Annotated in this window: 14 protein-coding genes and 1 pseudogene; 9 read left to right on the forward strand and 6 right to left on the reverse strand. The window is 63.9% G+C overall.

Annotation, left to right across the window (positions count from 1 at the left end; all coding sequences use genetic code 11):
- Window positions 1-7: 7 nt before the first annotated feature.
- The 5 genes from PWG15_RS20570 to PWG15_RS20590 form a co-directional block, all read right to left on the reverse strand.
- Window positions 8-889, reverse strand: coding sequence for an NAD(P)-dependent oxidoreductase (locus PWG15_RS20570; RefSeq protein ID WP_275025812.1), 882 nt, complete (start codon window positions 887-889; stop codon window positions 8-10).
- A gap of 198 nt (window positions 890-1087) precedes the next feature.
- Complete coding sequence (locus PWG15_RS20575; RefSeq protein ID WP_275025813.1) at window positions 1088-2005, reverse strand: LysR family transcriptional regulator; 918 nt, start codon at window positions 2003-2005, stop codon at window positions 1088-1090.
- A 24-nt stretch (window positions 2006-2029) separates the two neighbouring features.
- A complete protein-coding gene (locus tag PWG15_RS20580) occupies window positions 2030-3187 on the reverse strand; it encodes a M20 aminoacylase family protein (protein ID WP_275025814.1) in 1158 nt (385 codons plus the stop codon).
- A 113-nt stretch (window positions 3188-3300) separates the two neighbouring features.
- Window positions 3301-3816 carry a hypothetical protein gene (locus PWG15_RS20585; protein ID WP_275025815.1) on the reverse strand — a complete coding sequence of 172 codons (516 nt, stop codon included), beginning with the start codon at window positions 3814-3816 and terminating at the stop codon, window positions 3301-3303.
- 15 nt (window positions 3817-3831) lie between these two features.
- A complete protein-coding gene (locus PWG15_RS20590; protein WP_057251778.1) occupies window positions 3832-4650 on the reverse strand; it encodes a DUF3100 domain-containing protein in 819 nt (272 codons plus the stop codon).
- A 441-nt stretch (window positions 4651-5091) separates the two neighbouring features.
- Between PWG15_RS20590 and PWG15_RS20595 the strand changes: the two genes are divergently transcribed.
- From PWG15_RS20595 to PWG15_RS20625, 7 genes are all read left to right on the forward strand, one after another.
- Window positions 5092-6117, forward strand: a complete 1026-nt coding sequence (locus PWG15_RS20595; RefSeq protein ID WP_275025816.1) for an ABC transporter substrate-binding protein — start codon at window positions 5092-5094, stop codon at window positions 6115-6117.
- 159 nt (window positions 6118-6276) lie between these two features.
- Window positions 6277-7782, forward strand: coding sequence for a sugar ABC transporter ATP-binding protein (locus tag PWG15_RS20600; RefSeq protein WP_275025817.1), 1506 nt, complete (start codon window positions 6277-6279; stop codon window positions 7780-7782).
- Complete coding sequence (locus PWG15_RS20605; protein WP_275025818.1) at window positions 7782-8774, forward strand: ABC transporter permease; 993 nt, start codon at window positions 7782-7784, stop codon at window positions 8772-8774. Before PWG15_RS20600 ends, PWG15_RS20605 begins: the two co-directional genes overlap by 1 nt.
- Complete coding sequence (locus PWG15_RS20610; RefSeq protein WP_275025819.1) at window positions 8771-9727, forward strand: ABC transporter permease; 957 nt, start codon at window positions 8771-8773, stop codon at window positions 9725-9727. The genes PWG15_RS20605 and PWG15_RS20610 overlap by 4 nt, the downstream gene beginning before the upstream one ends.
- Complete coding sequence (locus PWG15_RS20615) at window positions 9724-10746, forward strand: LacI family DNA-binding transcriptional regulator (RefSeq protein WP_275025820.1); 1023 nt, start codon at window positions 9724-9726, stop codon at window positions 10744-10746. The genes PWG15_RS20610 and PWG15_RS20615 overlap by 4 nt, the downstream gene beginning before the upstream one ends.
- Window positions 10747-10829: 83 nt before the next feature.
- A complete protein-coding gene (locus PWG15_RS20620; protein WP_275025821.1) occupies window positions 10830-12074 on the forward strand; it encodes a Gfo/Idh/MocA family protein in 1245 nt (414 codons plus the stop codon).
- Between the two features lie 182 nt (window positions 12075-12256).
- A complete protein-coding gene (locus tag PWG15_RS20625; RefSeq protein WP_275025822.1) occupies window positions 12257-13093 on the forward strand; it encodes a universal stress protein in 837 nt (278 codons plus the stop codon).
- A gap of 47 nt (window positions 13094-13140) precedes the next feature.
- On the opposite strand, the gene PWG15_RS20630 is transcribed toward PWG15_RS20625, so the two are convergent.
- Window positions 13141-13590: a pyridoxamine 5'-phosphate oxidase family protein gene (locus tag PWG15_RS20630; protein ID WP_275025823.1), complete on the reverse strand. Its 450-nt coding sequence runs from the start codon at window positions 13588-13590 to the stop codon at window positions 13141-13143.
- 227 nt (window positions 13591-13817) lie between these two features.
- On the opposite strand from PWG15_RS20630, the pseudogene PWG15_RS20635 reads away from it, so the two are divergent.
- Together PWG15_RS20635 and PWG15_RS20640 are read left to right on the forward strand one after the other, a co-directional pair.
- Window positions 13818-14135: pseudogene (locus tag PWG15_RS20635) on the forward strand (RNA polymerase sigma factor); the annotation flags it as partial.
- Window positions 14132-14938, forward strand: coding sequence for an anti-sigma factor family protein (locus PWG15_RS20640; protein ID WP_275025824.1), 807 nt, complete (start codon window positions 14132-14134; stop codon window positions 14936-14938). The pseudogene PWG15_RS20635 and the gene PWG15_RS20640, both read left to right, overlap by 4 nt.
- Window positions 14939-14942 lie beyond the last annotated feature (4 nt).

Consider the following 14942-nt stretch of genomic DNA (forward strand, 5'->3'; position numbering starts at 1 on the left):
TTGGGTATCAGTTATCGTTAGCGGGGCGGAAGGCGCCCATGCGGGTGAAGTCCTCGGCATTGTCGAGCGGGCTCTCGGCCCAGAGCTTGGCGACAGAAGCCGAGAGTGGCAGGTCGGCCCCGGTGCGTGCCGCAAGTTCGCTCGCAAGCCGCACATCCTTGCGCATCAGGCCCATGGTGAAGCCGCTGTCGAAACGGCCATTCATCACCCAGGTCGGAAAATGCACCTCGCTGATCATCGACTTGCCGGAGGCGGCGTTGAGCACTTTCAGCGCCTCTTCCGCATCGAGTCCGGCGGCCAACGCCAGTTTCAGGCCCTCGCCGGTCGTGACCATATGGGCGGCGGCAAGCAGGTTGTTGACGAGCTTGGCGACGTTGCCGGCACCGCTTGCACCGACGTGCAAGGCCTTCGCCGACATCGCGTCGATCACCGGACCGGCAAGGGCGACGTCCGCTTCGCTGCCGCCGATCATCATCGTCAGCTTGCCGCTGGCCGCACCGGCCGGGCCGCCGGAGACCGGCGCGTCGATGAAACCATGGCCGAGGCTGGCAAGGGCGGCGGCGAGATCACGTGAGACATCCGGCTCCGATGTCGAGGTGTCGATGATCACCACACGCCGGCCGGCCGCCTTCAGCGCTTCAAGATTGGCCTCGACGACGGATGCGACGTCCTTGGCGGTCGGCAGCGAAAAGACGATGAAATCGGTGTCGAAGAAGACCTCGGTGAGTGCGGCAACCGGGGACACGCCGCCTTCGGCCGCAAGCGCGCGCCGTGTTTGCGCAAGGTCGAAACCTCTGACTGCGAAGCCCTTGGCCGCAAGCGTCGTTGCCATGCCGAGACCCATGGCCCCCAATCCCACCACGCCAACACTCGTTCGTTCTGCCGTCATGATCCGTTCTACCCTCGTATGGTTCTGATGATCGGACGAGGGTGGCACGCGGGGTAGTGAGCCGGTAGACGGCGTGCCTGGTACAATGCGTTGCTGGCTTGGCAACGTCGCCCGTGCCTATTGGCGAGCGCGTCACCTGCTGCGACCTGCAGAGGCAGTTCACGAGGGAGCGCTGCGCGTGCGGTACGTGACGGCCGGTCAGCCGCGGAAGGATTGCATTTCGGCTGCCAGGTGCCGGCCGAGTTTTTCGACCGAAAGCGGCAAGCGCCGGTGGGCGCGCACCATCAGATGGGCGGTCGCCTCGCTCAGCAGCGGATCGGCGAGGTCGATCGCCTGCATGGCCCCACGTCCGATTTCGACGGCAACGGCCGTGCGCGGCAGGAAGGTGACGCCGAGGCCGGCGGCGACGAAGCGCCTGAGCACTTCGATCGAATGGGTTTCGAGCAGCGGCGCCAGCGCCAGCCCCGCGTCGGCCGCCACGCGCGCCACCAGTTGTGTCACACCGTTGCCCTTGCCGAGCAGGGCGCAAGGCGAGGTGAGGCAATCGGCAAGTGCCAGATCGCTTCGCTCCGAGAGCGGATGTCCCGTGGGCACGATGACGCAGAGCGGTTGGCGGGCGATTGCCAGCGCCCGGATGCGCGGGTCGGTGAAGGGGGTGTAGGCGATGCCGATATCCGCATCGCTGTTGGCGATGGCATCGACCACTTCCTCGGTGCTGCCGAGCTCGACGATATAACGGACGTAGGAGTGCGCCTTCGAGAACGAGGACAGTCCGTTTTCGACTAGGTCGGCCATGAAGCCCTCGCCGCAACGAATGCGGATGCGGGTCTGCTGTACGCCGCGGATCTGGTCGAGTTGTTCGGCGAGCAGCCCGTTGTCCTCAAGCACCCGCTTGCCGTGTTCAAGCACCAGCTCGCCGGCATCGGTCAGGACCGTACCGCGGGCGGTGCGCTCGAACAGGGATAGGCCGATGTCACGCTCGGTGTCGGCGATCTGGCGGCTGACGACGGATGGGGCGAGCCCCATATGCTCGGCCGCGCCCCGGATCGAACCGATGCGCGCAACCGCCATAAAGATCCTGAGCGCTTTCGCGTCGAGTACGTCCATGGCGGTCATGGATGCGACGGAATCCCCTTGGGGTCAACGACCAAGCGATGTCGCGATCAGGCGTGTCCAGAGGTTTACGCCCTGACCGATGATCGCGTCGTTGAAATCGTAGTGCGGCGAATGCAGCCCGGGATTTGCGCCCTCGCGCCGGGCACCGAGCCAGAGGTAGCAGCCGGGGCGCTCGTCGAGCATGAAGGCGAAGTCTTCCGCCGCCATGCTTGGCGGAGCATCGACGACCGACAGGGCGTCATCTTCAGCGGCAACGGAGCGCACGAGGGCCGCAGCCGCAGCGTCGTTGATTGTTGCGGGATAGCGCCGTTGATAGTCGAGTTCCGCCTTGCAGCCGAGACCTTCGGCGAGCGCCGTGACCAGCGAGCGCATACGGCTTTCCAGGATGTCGCCGACCGATTTGTCGAACCATCGCGTCGTGCCGCGAATGACCGCCTTCTCAGGAATGACGTTCCAGGCGTCGCCGCCATGGATCTGGGTGACGGAGACGACGGCGGATTCGAGCGGCGAGACGTTGCGGCTGGCGATCGTCTGCAACGCTGTGACGATCTGGGCGCTAGCGACCAGCGGATCGGCACCTTCGTGCGGCATGGCGCCGTGCGCGCCGCGGCCGGAAATGGTGATCTCGAAGACGCCGAAGGCGGCCATCATCGCATCGTCGCGCGCGACCACGGAGCCGACGTCGAGCGCCGGCCAGTTGTGCAGCGCATAGACGGCGTCAGCCGGGAAGTCGCGGAAGAGGCCGTCAGCGACCATGGCGCGCGCACCACCTTCTGCTTCTTCGGCCGGCTGGAAGACGAAGTGAACGGTGCCGTCGAAGTTCATCTCGCTCGCCTGCCGGGCAGCCGCAAGCAGCATCGCGACATGGCCATCATGGCCGCACGCATGCATCTTGCCTTGTGTCTTCGAGGCATAGGCGACACCGCTCGTCTCGACGATCGGCAGGGCGTCCATGTCGGCGCGCAGTGCAATGCTGCGCTTCGACGTGCCGCGCGTGAGCGTGCCGACAAGGCCGGTCGTGCCGTAGCCATCCTTCACCGTGATGCCCCATTCGGCAAGTCGGCCGGCCACGAAATCGGCGGTCTGCCGCTCTTCGTAGGCAAGCTCCGGATAGGCATGCAGGTGATGACGCCAGCGGATCGTTTCCTCGATGCGCTCGGGGCTGATGTCGTGGCGTTTCATGGTTTGCATCCTGTCGATGGAGGGATAATCGGCCGACCCTGACGACCGGCCGATCTGTTTTCTTTTACACAGTTCCAGGAAAACACTTCGCCCGTCTCCTGGAATTGCTCCGATTACTGGCCGAGGCGCAGGAAGAGGTCGGCGACGACGACCGAGCCCATATAGGTGCCGATCATCACGCAGATGGCGACGATGACGATCTTCCAGCCGGAGCGGCGGGCGATCGCGAATTCGCTCGCGGTCAGCGCCAGGCCGCCATAGGCAAGCGCCGGCGTCGCAAGCGCGAGGAAGTTGAGGTGCTCGACCTTTTCGCTGACCCAGGCAGCACCCGGCACGCCGGGGATGGTGATGAGGATCGCGATCAGCGAAACCCAGGCGACGCTTGGCAGGTAGAAGGGCACGAAGCGGGCGAGCGCCAGGCCGATGATGCAGGCGACATAAAGTGTCGCCATGCCCGGCAGCGCCGTCAACGGCGAGGTGCCGGTGCCGACCCAGTTGGCGACAAGGCCGATGGCGCAGGCGATCAGAAGCAGGCCGGCATGGCCGACGACATCGAGCTTGCGTTCGTCTTCGGCGGCAAGCGGGAGATCGTCTGCGTAGTTGGCGGAGGTGTTGGTTTGGTTGGCCATGGTTCTCTCTCCCGATCAGGCTTGAGCGCGACGCTCGGACGGCCGAGCCTTGTTGTAGAGCCACTCGGTCAAGGGCAGCGCGACGAACATGCCGACATAAAGCCCGGTGGCATAGGTCAGGATGTTGCTGGCGGCGGCAAGCGCCAGAATGATGTCCTTCTGGTCGGGTACGGCGGCGACGAGGCCGCCGGTGCAGGCCGCCAGCATCGAGCCGGAGCCGACGCCACAGGACATGGCAAGCGCACGCACGTCGAAGATGCCGAGGCCGTGGACGATCGGCGGCATGATCGCGAAGACGAAGGTGCCGATCAGCGTGCCGGTGGCATAGACGCCCATAGCGCCGGCACCTTCCGGCGAATTGAGGCCATACTTGTCGGCGATCAAGGCGAGGTTCGGTTCGCGGTCGATCGAGTAGGTGGCGCCAACGGCTTCGCGGCCCATCTTGAGCAGAAACACGGCGACCGGGAAGGCGACGAGGATCGTGCCGAGATTGCCGAGTTCCTGCAGCACCAGCGCCGGACCGGCCTCGATGATCTTGGAGATCTGCGGGCCGACGGTCGTTCCGAACTTGGCGATGAAAGGCATGATGGCGACGGTGATCATCGCGCCGGAAAGCTTGACCGCATCGCGCGACAGAAACTTGGCGCTGGCCTTGAAAATGGCGGGATTGACGAGGATGCCGAGCGCAAAGGCGTAGAGGATTGGCAGGAAGATGACGGTGCCGATGCCGATCGGAAGGCGTTGGATGCCGATCAGCTCAGAGACGATGACGATCGCCAGCACAAGGATGTGCAGATAGAGCGCGCCCGAGGCGGCTCCGGTTTTTCCGGTCATGATGTTCTCCTCTGGTTGGGAGCCAGTTGTTGTTCTTTGCCCAGATTTCACAGTAGGGGGTGAGGGCAAATTGCGGCTAGCCGGCCGGCAAGCAACGAAGTGTTGCGATTTGAGCAACGGCCCGCCTGTTGCTCCGGCGGCAATCGGGATCCTTCCCGCAGCGCCTTCATGTCATGGCTTCATTCCTGCATTTCATTCCAGCTGGCGGTTCCGACGAATCGTCGCCGCCTCTGCCCCTGCTGTCGCACAGCCGAAGGAGGGAGCCAAGGGGCATTGGCCGCACCTCCGCCGCATTCCATCGGCTGTCGGCGGCGCTTGCGGAAATGTCGGGCCAAGGGCCGGGGACAGAAAACGGAAACACCGCAAAAATCCCTGAAAATCCCCGTTGAAATCGATTACATTTTCTGGCTTCATAGAACTCGCAAGATTTGGGAGGATCTTATGAAGAAGTTCATCGCCGCAGCGCTTGGCGCTGTCGCTACCATCGCTATCTCCGCTTCTTTCGCCAACGCCGAGACGTTCAAGATCGGCCTGTCCAACGGCTGGGTCGGCAGTGAATGGCGCACGCAGATGATCGACGAGGCCAAGGAGGCCGCGGCGAAGTGGAAGGAAAAAGGCGTCGACGTCGAGGTCTCTGTCCAGAGCGCCAATGTCGACGTGCCCGGGCAGATCGCGCATGTGCGCAACTTCATCGCCGAGGGCGTGAACGCCATCATCATCAACCCCAACAGCCCGACGGCCTTCGATCCGATCTTCGCCCAGGCGAAGGAAGCCGGCATCCTGGTGATCGCGACGGATGCAGAAGTCTCCTCGCCGGATGCGACCTATGTCGGCATCGACCAGACGGCCTGGGGTGCTGCCGGCGCGAAGTGGCTCGCCGATACGCTCGGCGGCAAGGGCAAGGTGGTCGCCATCAACGGCGTCGCCGGCCATCCGGCCAACGAAATGCGCGTTGCCGGCTACAAGAGTGTCTTCAAGGACTTTCCGGATATCCAGGTGGTCAACGAAGTGAACGCCAACTGGGATCAGGCGCAAGGGCAGCAGGCGATGCAGAACATCCTTGCGACCTATCCTGACATCAACGGCGTCGTCGTGCAGGACGGCATGGCGGCCGGTGCCTGGAAGTCGATCATGGATGCCGGCAAGACCGGCCAGATCGCCGCAACAGGCGAAATTCGCAAGGACTTCATCGACCTCTGGGTCAAGGACAAGCTGAACTCCGGCGCGACGGTCAACCCGCCCGGCGTCATGGCAAGTGCGCTCAACGTCGCGGTGCTGATGCTGCAGGGCAAGGAACTGAAGGAGCCGGCAACGGCCGGTCAGTACAAGAACGCCATGTATCTGCCGATCCCGTTCATCGATTCCAAGAACCTTGGTGATGCGGCCAAGCAGCTCGAGGGCAAGCCGGGCTACTACTCCTACACCAACGCGCTGTCGATCGACGACGCCACGGCGCTGTTCAAGTAACCTCTAGTTCGCCGGGCAGCTCACATCGGAGTTGCCCGGCGACCAATGCCGCCGACGGCTGCCGAGGGTAGGACCGTATTCGGCATGAAATCATCTGCAGCCAAGCCGGCGCCAAGGCGCGGTGGTGCAGCAAGAAACCGAGATGGTGGACGACAGCCGATGTCGAAACTGAGACTGAACGGCGTGAGCAAGGCTTACGGCGCGACGCTGGCGCTACGCCGCGGCGACCTCGAGATCGCTGCGGGCGAGGTGCACGTGCTGATGGGTTCGAATGGCTCCGGCAAGAGCACGCTGTGCAAGATCATCGCCGGCAGCGTGCGGCCCGATGGGGGCCAGATCCTGATCGACGACAGGCCGGTGATGATTTCCGGCCCGCAAGCGGCTCGTGCCGCCGGCATCGGCATCTTCTATCAGGAGCTCAGTCTCGCGAGCCATCGTTCCGTCGAGGAGAACATCTGCCTCTCGGCATTGCCGGTGAAAGCTGGCCTGTTCGTCGACAGGGCGGCGCTGAAGGCGCGAGCGGCGCGCTACATCGCGCTGTTTTCCGAGGTCGCCGGTGAAGGTTTCCATGCGCAGGCGCTTGTCGGTAATCTGCGCGCCGATCAGCGGCAACTGGTCGAAATCATGAAGGCGCTCGCGAGCGAAGCGCCGATCCTGATTTTTGACGAACCGACCTCGGCGCTCGACCGCGCCCAGGTCGATCGCTTCTTCGAAATACTGCGTGGCCTGAAAGCCCAGGGGCGCGGCATCATCTTCATCTCGCACCGCATGGACGAAATCACCGCCATCGGCGACCGGGTGACGATCATCCGCGACGGCGAGACCATCGAGACGCTCAATCTTTCCGAAACCGACGCGGCAACCGTTATCCGGCTGATGGTTGGCGGCGCCAGCGACATGCCGGTGGCGCGATACTCGGCGCCGGCGGTTGTCGCAGCAAAGGCCGAGGCGGCGATTTCCGTTCGCAACCTCGGCGGCAAGGGATTTCGCGACGTCAGCTTCGACGTCGCGCGCGGCGAGATCCTCGGTCTCGGCGGACTGCATGGCCAGGGCCAGTCGGCGCTGCTGAGGGCGATCTTCGGCGCAAGCGCGGTGGCCTCAGGCCAGGTGACGATCGGCGGCGAACGCTACGATGCGAAGAGCCCGCGCGACGCGATCCGCCGCGGCTGCGCCTATGTCTCCGGCGACCGCGGCCGCGACGGCGTCATCAGCGGCCGGCCGATCATCGAAAACGTCACGCCAATCCATTACCTGCGCGACCGTCTGATGATCGCGCGCCCGTCGAGGCTCAAGGACAAGGCGATGCCGGCGCTTGACGCCATGCACACCAAGTTCGCGAACCTCTTCCATCCGATCAATTCGCTCTCCGGCGGCAACCAGCAGAAGGTGATCATCGCCCGCTGGCTGATCGACCGACCCGACGTACTTTTGCTCGACGATCCGACCAAGGGCATCGACCTTTCGGCAAAGGCCGATCTCTTCGCGCTGATCCGGCAGCTTGCCGCAGACGGGCTCGGCATCCTGCTCTATTCGTCTGAAGATGCCGAACTGCTCGGCAACGCCAACCGCATCCTCGTCTTCAACGGCGGTTCGGTGACGCGCGAACTGACCGGCGACGATCGCACCCGCTACAATCTCTACCAGGCTGCATACGAGGCCGCGTGATGACATCGACCACCACAGACATTCGATCATCAGGAGCGGGCGGCCTCCGCTCCTGGCTGGAGCGTTATCCTTTCCTGCCGGCGCTGGTCATCGTCGCAGCCCTCCTGGCGCTGAACGGCCTCTTCTCACCCAACAGCCTGAGTTTCCGTTCGCTGACCGGCCTCTTCAGCACCTACATGGCGCTGATCATGCTGGCGATCGCGCAGACCTATGTCGTTTCCGCCGGCGACATCGATCTCTCGGCCGGGGCGACGCTGTCGCTGGTCAACGTCGCGATCGTCGTTCTGATGGAACGTTGGGGTGGCGGTACCGGTGCGGTGCTGCTCGCGCTCGCGCTCGGCGTGCTGATCGGCCTTGCCTGCGGGCTGGTCAACGGCATCGTCGTTGCGGCCCTTCGGCTGCAGGCGATCGTCGCGACCTTCGCCACCAGCATCTCCTTCACCGGCCTCGCACTCTACGTCATGCCTGTTGCCGGCACCCCGGCGCCGGCGATTTTTTGGCGGACCTATGGCGGCCGCCTGCTCGGTGTGCCCTTGGTCTTCTACGTGCTTGCGGCGCTCGCCTTGTTGCTCTTTCTGCTGTCTCGGACACGCATTGTCACCGAGTTGCTGGCGGTTGGTGACGACCAGCAGGCGGCCTACCAGACGGGCCTGCCGGTCGTTGCCGTGCGCATCAAGGGCTATCTGCTCTGCGGCCTCTTTTCGGCGCTCGCCGCCTTCTGCCTGACGGGCGATACGGCCAGCGGCGATCCGCTGGTCGGCGGCAAGATGACACTCTACAGTGTCGCGGCTGTCGTGCTCGGCGGCAGTGCGCTTGCCGGTGGCTGGGCGACGGTCGTCGGATCGCTCTTGGGCGCACTCACAATTGGCCTCGTCAATTCGCTGGTGTTCTTCATGGGCACGCCGTCGGAATGGCAGAACTTCGTTCAGGGTCTCGCCATCCTGTTCGTCTTGATGGCAGGCGTGCTCGCCGGCCGGAGGGCACGCGCATGAGTTCGGTTGTCGCGTTCCTCAAGCAGCCGCTGGTCGTCGCACTCGTCCTGATCGTCGTGCTGCTGGTCCTCGGCGAGAGCTTGTCCCCGGGCTTTGCTTCGGCCGACCAGATCCTGCGCCTGCTAATCGTCGCCTCGCTGCTCGGCATCGTTGCCGCAGGCCAGAACGTCGTCATTCTCGGCGGGCGCGAGGGCATCGATCTTTCGGTTGGCGGTGTTGTTTCGCTCTCGGCAATCATCGCTGGCAACGTCATGAACGGCGCCGATGGCGGCATCCTGCCGGCGGTACTTGCCTGCCTCGCTGCGGGGGCGTTCTTCGGCTTGCTCAACGGCCTTGGCGTCACGCTCCTTCGTATTCCGCCGCTGGTGATGACGCTCGGCATGCTCGGCGTGTTGCAGGGCCTGCTGGTCGTGATCCGCAATGGCATTCCCTCGGGCCGCGCCGCACCCGGACTTTCCGCCTTCGTCACGCAGCCGCTCGTCCTTGGTATTCCCGGGATCATCTGGCTCTGGATCGCCATCGGCCTGTTTATGGCGCTGATGCTCAACCGCACCGTCTTCGGCCATCGCATCTATGCGATCGGTTCTAACGAGCATGCCGCCTACATGGCCGGCGTGCCGGTGCGGTCGATGCGTGTCGGTCTGTTCATGATCTCCGGCATGTTCGCCGCGATCGCCGGGCTCTGCCTGCTTGGCTATTCCGGTTCGTCCTTCGCTAACGTCGGCGAGCAATACATGCTGTCGTCGATCATCGCGGTCGTCTTCGGCGGCACATCGCTTGCCGGCGGCAAGGGCGGCTATACCGGCACCATGGCGGGTGCTGTGCTGCTCGTCATCCTCCAGGGCATCCTGACGACGGTCAACATCGATGAGTCCGGGCGGCAGATGGTGTTCGGCGCGACGTTGCTGCTGCTCATGCTGTTCTATGGCCGCGGGAGGGCAATGCGGGCATGAGCGAGCGGCCGAAGATCAAGGACATCGCGGAAAAGGCCGGCGTCTCGGTCGCGACCGTTTCACGCGCGCTCAGCGGTTCCTCGCTGGTGACCGACGAGACGCGAAAGCGCATCCACGAGCTTGCCCGCGAGCTCAATTACCGGCCGAATGTCAGTGCCCGAAACTTGAGGACCCGTCGGTCGATGTCGGTACTGCTCGTCGTGCGCGACGTCGGCAACCCCTTCTATCTCGAGATCCTCAAGGGCGTGGAGGCGACCGCCCGCGAGGCGGGTTACGCGGTCCTGATGGGCAATACCGAGAACGACCCGGACCGCGAGGTTGAATATTTCAACATGCTGCGCGACGGCCATGCCGACGGCATGATCCTGATGACCGGCAAGCTTCCGCCGCCGCAGCCGGGCGAAAGTGCCGATCTTTCGCATCTGCCCGTCGTCGTCGCGCTGGAAATGATCGAGACGGCAGCCTTTCCGCATGTGCAGATCGACAATGTCGCGGCGGCGAGCGCGGCGGTCGAGCACCTGATATCGCTCGGCCATCGCCGCATCGCCCACATCGCAGGGCCCTTGCCGGAGGTGATGGCGATGCATCGTCGCGACGGTTACCGCGCCGCTATGGCGGTCGCAGGCCTGTCGATCCCTAGCGGTTACGAGGTGCGCGGCGATTACCTGCTCGAGAGCGGCGAGGCCTGTGCCGCAGACCTCTTTGCCCTGCCGGAGCCGCCGACAGCGATCTTTGTCGCCAATGACGAGATGGCCTATGGCGCGATCCATGCGCTGCGGCGGCTCGGCCACGACGTGCCCGGCGACGTCTCCGTCGTCGGCTTCGACGACCTTTACCTCAGCAAGGCCTTCTATCCGCCGCTGACGACGGTCAGCCAGCCACGCACCGAGATCGGCCGTACGGCCATGTCCCTGCTTCTGAACATTATCTCCGGCGACGATGTCGTTGCCGGGCCGCCGGCGGTTGTCTTGCCGACCACTCTTAACATTCGCGGCAGCACTGCGCCGCCACGGAAATAGCCAGAGCGGGATGGGGAAAGTGTGGGCGGTTTTCCGTGCGCACCTCGCTCCGACTGATGAAACAGACAAGCCGGGAGAACAGAATGACACAGCTACCGAAACAGACGCTGCGCGTGGGTTTCGTCGGATCGGGTTTCATCGCCCATTTCCACCTGAAATCGATGATCGGCGTGCGCAATGTCGAGGTCACCGGCGTCTTCAGCCGCAAGCCGGAAAACCGGGACAGGTTCGCAAAGGAGGTAGAAGCACTCGGTCTCGGCGCCTGCCGCACGCACGAGAGCCTGGAGGCACTGCTGACCGCCGACGATGTCGATGCGATCTGGATCCTTTCGCCAAACTACACTCGGCTTGATGTCATGCGTTCGCTGCACAAGGCAATCAAGGACGGTCGCAGCAAGGTCTTTGCGGTGGCCTGCGAAAAGCCGCTTGCCCGCACCGTCGCCGAGGCGCGGGAAATGCTGTCGCTTGCCCAGGATGCGGGCCTCAACCACGGCTATCTCGAAAACCAGGTGTTCTGCACGCCGGTGCTGCGCGGCAAGGAGATCATCTGGCGCCGTGCCGCCTCCACCACCGGAAGGCCCTATCTCGCGCGTGCGGCCGAGGAACATGCCGGTCCGCACGAGCCCTGGTTCTGGCAGGGCGACAAGCAGGGCGGCGGCGTGCTCTCGGACATGATGTGCCACAGTGTCGAGGTGGCGCGCTACTTGCTCACGGCGCCCGGCGCGCCGCGCAACTCACTGAAGATCAAGGCGGTGAACGGCACGGTCGCCAACCTCAAATGGACGCGGCCGAACTATGCCGAACAGCTGCGGAAGCGCTTCGGCAGCGAGGTGGACTACCGCAACCGACCGTCGGAGGATTTCGCCCGCGCCACTGTGACGCTGGAAGATGAGGACGGCAACGAGCTGATGATCGAAGCGACGACCTCCTGGGCCTATGTCGGCGCCGGCTTACGCATCCAGCTCGAATTGCTCGGGCCTGAATATGCGCTCGAGTACAATTCACTCTCGACGGGCCTGAAGATCTTCATGTCGCGCGAGGTGAAGGGGTCGGAAGGCGAGGATCTTGTCGAGAAGCAGAACGCCGAGCAGGGGCTGATGCCGGTGCTGGAGGACGAGGCGGGCGTTTACGGCTATACCGACGAAAACCGTCACATGGTCGAGTGTTTCCGCAAGGGTGAAAAGCCGCTCGAAACCTTTGAGGACGGGCTTGCCGTCGTCGAGATGCTGATGGGCCTCTACCGTTCGGCGGAAATCAACGCGACGCTTCAGTTCCCGGCACCGGAACTCGAGCACTACGTGCCTCTTGTCGCGCGCCGGAGCGCGTGACGACCGTATTTGTCCATTCCCCCCGCTCTCGCAGGCGCAAAAGGTCGTGGCCGCGAGAGCGCAAAACTCTCTCGGAATCATACGCTCATCTCCGCAACGTCTGTTGACGGGGATCAATGCCTCCGGGCGCGCTTTTCCCTACGCTGATCCAGAACCCAAATCTGGTCACGAGGAAAAACGCGATGACATACAAGACCATTCTCGCCGTCGTCGGCGTCGATCATTCCGAAGAGCATCTGCGTGCGGCAGCACAAGTCTGCGCATCGGCAAACGCCCACCTCTCCCTGTTGATCGTCAAGCTCGCCGCCGCACCGCCGATCGGCGATTTTGCCGCCGCCATCTCCATCGATTGGTTGAACGAGCGGCAGCGCGATGTCGACAAGCTCGAGTCCTGTGTGGAACGAGCAGGAGACATCCTCACCAGGGAAGGCATCTCGTTCAGCATTGAGACGAAATACACCGAGGTTGCCTGGGCCGATGACGAGATCGGTGAACGCGCCCGCTATGCGGACCTGACGCTGGTCGGCGATGGACTGATGCTGGACCCGGAGCTGCGTTCACGCACCATAGACGGGACGCTGTTCAGTTCCGCGCGGCCGGTCCTTATCATGCCAGAGGGCAAGACGGCACGGCTTGATCCGAAGACCGTGGTGCTTGCCTGGAACTCCAGGCTGGAAGCCGCGCGAGCGGTGCGGGAAGCGCTTGATATGTTGATTGGAGCAGAGATCGTCTACGTGACGATGGTCGATCCGCGTTCCGCCTATGGCAAGAACGGCGAGGAACCGGGCGCCGATATCGCCGGCTATCTTGCGCGACATGGCGTTTCAGTCACCGTGGAGCGACTGCCGAGCGGCGGACATCGGGTCGACGACGTGATCAATCAGTTCGCGTCGGATGTGGCGGCCGATATGATCGTCATGGGTGCCTATGGCCACTCCAGGATGCGTGAACGCGTCTTTGGCGGCGTCACCCGCTCGATGCTCGAAAACGCCGTGATCCCCGTTCTGATGGCGCATTGACTGGCAGGACCGCGGCGCGCAAGCCACATGCCTGCGCGCCGCGGCAATCAGCCGATAGAGGCCGCACGTCCGGTCAGGTCTTCGATCGCGATCTCGAAGAAGAGATGCGGGTATGCACCGGCTACGGGCTGCTCGCCCGGCTTCAGGCCGCCCGGTTCCCACCAATTGATGCGCTTTTCGAGAAGCGACCAGGCGTTCATGTGTTCGCGATGCCATTGCTTCGTATCCGGCAGTTCCTGGTAACGGCCGTAGATCACGACGCTTTGCCAGTTCTGCCGATCCGTTGCCGTGTCGATCTGTACGCAAACACGCGGATTGGCGCGCATCCAGTCGATCTTCTGCCCCGGCATTGAAAAGCTATAGAGCCGGTTGGCGGCCAACGCATACTGGATGGGAACGATATAGGGCTGGCCATCCCGGGTGCAGCCGAGCCGGGCGATATGGTTCTCGGCGACCAGGTCGAGACATTCCTGCCGCGTCATTTCTCTGATCAACATGAGGCTCTCCTTTTTTTAAAGAGATCATCCAACCGTCAGTCTCCGCCAATCAGGGATCCTGGCATTGATCTCGCTCAAGTCCGGCTAGTCTTGGGGTTTGCCAGTGCCGGTGGTCACCACCTGATGCCAGGGCCAAAAATCCGCGTCGGGAGGGAATAAAGCTCCCGACGGACCGTTCGCCCTTGCACGAAATCGGCCGATGGCTTTCGTGCGGCGAGGGTGCTGCACGGAAGCCCGCCGGTCCGACCGAAGAGATCGAAGCGCAGACCGAATTGGCCATTCCCTCTGGCGAGGCCGGAGCCGAGGCCCGCATGACGCTGAAGAGCGTGGCGGCCGCGATCGACGATCTTGTGCTCGAACAGCGGGAGGTGCTGATCCTCACCTGCGTCGAAGAGCTTTCCTACAAGGAGGCTGCCGAGGTCCTCGGCATCCCGATCGGTACCGTGATGAGCAGGCTCGCCCGGGCGCGCAAGAATCTCGCCGAGGCAACGGGAATAGAAACGCCGGTCGCGCGTTCACAGGATATGAGAGGCGGGACGAGATGAGCGACGCGAAATTCACCGACGAAATCCTGATGGCGTTCGCCGACGGCGAGCTCGACGAGGAGACGACGCGTCGTGTCGAAGCGGCGCTCGAGGACGACGACGAGCTGATGGCGCGCATAGCCATGTTCATGGAGACGCGGGCCGCTGCGAGCGAGGCGCTGAAGCCGGTGCTTGCCGAGCCAGTGCCGGATGAACTCGTGAGCAAGGTGCGGGCGATGGCCGCCGCTGCAGGGGCCGCGAGCGATACGCAGCGCACCGCAGACGCGCCCGCAGCCGCTGGCGAAAACGTCGTGGCGTTCCGTCGCCCCTCGGATCCGGCAACGCCACCGCAGCGCACCGTCTCAAGGCTTCTAATGGCGATGGCAGCTTGCCTGCTCGTTGTCGTCGGCGGTGCCGGCGGCTATCTGCTTCGCGGCGTCGGACCGGTGGGAACCGGTGGGGTGCAGATGGCCGGCTCCGTCGATCCACGGCTCTCTGCCATCCTCAACCAGGCGGCTTCGGGAGAAGAAATCGCGATCGGCGAAGTGCAGGGGACGGTCCGGCTGGTGTCGGCTTTCGAACTTGCCACCGGACAGCTCTGCCGCGAATACGAGTTGGCGCAGCCGGGCGAACCCGGGCTCGTCGCTGTGGCTTGCCGGAAGGCGTCCATATGGCAGACACGGCTGGTCGTCACGAAACCCGAAGGCGGAGACGGATATGCACCGGCATCGTCACTCGAGACGGTCGACGCCTATCTGACATCGATCGGTGCCGGACAACCGCTTGATGCGGAAGCGGAGAAAAGGGCGCTTGCGGGGAAGTAGCCGC

The organism is Ensifer adhaerens (genome assembly GCF_028993555.1).
In the GTDB taxonomy this organism is placed as follows: Bacteria; Pseudomonadota; Alphaproteobacteria; order Rhizobiales; family Rhizobiaceae; genus Ensifer; species Ensifer adhaerens_I.